At 58.5% G+C, this 2,626-nt stretch carries 3 protein-coding genes; all 3 read right to left on the reverse strand.

All coding sequences use genetic code 11. From position 1 onward, the window contains the following. Positions 1-436 precede the first annotated feature (436 nt). Positions 437-910, reverse strand: coding sequence for a nuclear transport factor 2 family protein (locus ABJK70_RS23345; RefSeq protein WP_086134535.1), 474 nt, complete (start codon positions 908-910; stop codon positions 437-439). Between the two features lie 31 nt (positions 911-941). Then, entirely contained in the window at positions 942-1,547 is a 606-nt protein-coding gene (locus tag ABJK70_RS23350; protein ID WP_086134536.1) for a glutathione S-transferase, read from the reverse strand. 13 nt (positions 1,548-1,560) lie between these two features. Further along, on the reverse strand, positions 1,561-2,626 hold a 1,066-nt coding region (locus tag ABJK70_RS23355), incomplete at its 5' end, for a pyridoxamine 5'-phosphate oxidase family protein (RefSeq protein ID WP_347259294.1).

Here is a 2,626-nt window from a genome sequence, read left to right on the forward strand (position 1 = left end):
TGGGGCTGCCCGTGAATCCGCGAGCACCGAAGTCCGTCTGGAACCCGAACGTTCGGCGGCAGCCTGGTCCGTCTTGGACTCGCCGGTGTTTTTCCGATCCTTTACCTCGACGCTTTGCTGTTTCAATGTTGAATGACGGCCAAGAACGATCTCCGGAAGTTTGTTTTCGAGTGGGTGGTTTTCGGTCTTTGCTGACGGTGGTGGCCATTTCTTGATTTGCCCGAATGGCCGCTTAGTGTGATCGACCCAGAGCGCTTGACCATTTTCTGGCGTGAAAGCCGATATTTTTCCTATCGCGCGTGTGCTGGGGCCCCTAAGTCATTAACGCCGGTTCCAGAACCTCTGTCAGCAAGCCAGAGCGGCCGAAGCAGTCTACGTCTACAGTCTATTTTTACGTAACCGTCCAGCGCCGGACGGTTATCCGCCAAGCCGCTATTCATAACCCCAAATCGCTCAAACTGGCGTGATCCTCGGGACGAGGGCCCAGAGGCCAGTGGAACAACCGTTGTTCTGGCTTGATTGGCAGATCGTTGATGCTGGCGAAGCGCCGTTCCATGAAGCCTTGTCGGTTAAATTCCCAATTTTCGTTGCCGTAACTGCGGAACCATAGCCCGGAATCGTCATGCCATTCGTAAGCAAAGCGCACGCCGATGCGGTTGTCGGTAAACGCCCATAATTCCTTGATTAAGCGATAGTCCAGTTCCTTGGCCCATTTGCGTTGCAAAAATTGCCGCACCTGCTCGCGGCCGCGCGGAAATTCGACGCGGTTGCGCCAGAGTGTGTCTTCGGTATAGACCAGTGCGACGCGGTCCGGATCGCGCGAGTTCCAGGCGTCTTCGGCCATGCGAACTTTCTGCGCCGCGGTTTCAGCGGTAAATGGCGGAACGGGCGGTTTGATTTCCTCGGACATGATTATTCTCCGTCACTGAAGGGTGAGTGAGTTAAGCCTGCCACATTCCCGGCATCGGAACATAACCGGGCAAGGCTCGAAGGCGCTGAAACCAGGCGACGATCTTCGGGTAAGCGCCGATGTCGATGCCGCCTTCCGGCGCCAGCGCCACGTAGGGATAGGCGGCAACGTCGGCGATGGATACTGTGTCGCTGGCTAGCCAATCGCGGCTTTCCAGGTGGCGGTCGATAATACCCAGTACTTTTTCGGCAGTTTGCTGGGCTTTTGCCGTATCGATGGCGCGGCCGAATTTGTGGTGTACGCGCAGCATGGCCGGCCCGTGGAAGATTTCATTGGCGGCGGTCAATAGCCAAGCGGCGATTTGCGCCAAGCGGAAGGCATCGTCCGACCACCATTGTTCGCCGCCGTAGCGTTTGGCCAAATAGACCAAAATGGCTTGGCTGTCACGGATGGTCAAGCCGTCGTCATCTAATACCGGCACTTGGCCGAACGGATTGAGTTGCAAATAATCCGGGCTGCGTTGTTCGCCGCCGACTAGATTGACCGCCTGGGTTCGGTACGGTAGCGACAGAAAACTCAACAACAATCGAACCTTGTGGCAATTGCCCGATAGCGGCACGTCATACAGGGTCATCATGATGCTCTCCTGGCTAAGTGAAACTTTCGAATTGCACTCGCTGTTCGGCGATGCCGAGTTGGCGGGCGGTTTGGCGCACGGCGTCGATCAGGCGGGTTGGGCCGCAGACGTAAATGACGGCATCGGCCGAGACGTTAGCGAGCAGGGCCGACACGTCCAGCCGAGTCGGGTTTTGCACCTGGCTGAAATAAAACCGGCATCGATTGGGAAACTGCCGTCGCAAGTCTTTGACAAAGGCGATTTCCTGCGGCGCACGGCCGGTGTAATGCAGTTGAAAATCCGCACCCCGTGCGGCCAATGCCTCGGCCATCGCTTTTAACGGGGTGATACCGATGCCGCCGGCGATCAACAATGCCGGGCGGTCGTCGTCGTGCAGTGGAAAATAGTTGTCCGGCGGATCGAGGTTGAGGCGGGTTCCCAGTTGCCAGCCGGCGTGCAATGCCGACGAGCCGCCTTCTCCTGCGTCCACTCTTAGCACGGCGATGCGGTAGCAGTCCGGATCGTCCGGCGCGTCGGTCAGCGAATAAGCGCGGCTGGTGATGTCGCCGTTGGTCAGCTCAATCGGCACGCGGATATGCGCCCCGGCCCGATAGCCAGGCAGGGGCTCGCCATCGGCATGGCGCAATTCATAGGCGCGAATGCGCGGCGTCAGTTGCCGAATCCCGGTAATGGTCAAGGGCAATGCGCCAGTGCCCAATGAGCGAGGGACTGGTTTATCCACCGCTACGGGTTGGCGGCGGGCTTGTTCGATCAGCGCTTCGACTTCGCGTTGGCTGTAGCGTGGTGTGATGTACTTGGGGCAATTCCAGTCGAAGGCTTCGACCCGGATAACGATGCCGCGCTCGACGGGGGCGCGAAAGTCGGGCGATTCCAGTTTCGCCAGCAATGCCGGCTCGGTGCGTTCGTCCACCGCTCGTGCCCGACCCCAGATTTTCAAGCGCCGCCGCTGCGGATAGTCCATCAGCAACAAACTAACCCGGTCGTCGCCGCGTAAATTGCCGACCGAAATGTATTGGCGGTTGCCGCTGAAATCGGCGTAACCAAGGGTACGGTCATCCAACACTTTCAAGAATCCCACC

Source organism: Methylocaldum sp., from assembly GCF_039794385.1.
Taxonomy (GTDB): Bacteria; Pseudomonadota; Gammaproteobacteria; order Methylococcales; family Methylococcaceae; genus Methylocaldum.

Bases quoted from the DNA above. Each gene is read 5' to 3' on its own strand.
- ABJK70_RS23345 (WP_086134535.1), bottom strand. From the start codon at position 910: ATGTCCGAGGAAATCAAACCGCCCGTTCCGCCATTTACCGCTGAAACC.
- ABJK70_RS23350 (WP_086134536.1), bottom strand. From the start codon at position 1,547: ATGATGACCCTGTATGACGTGCCGCTATCGGGCAATTGCCACAAGGTT.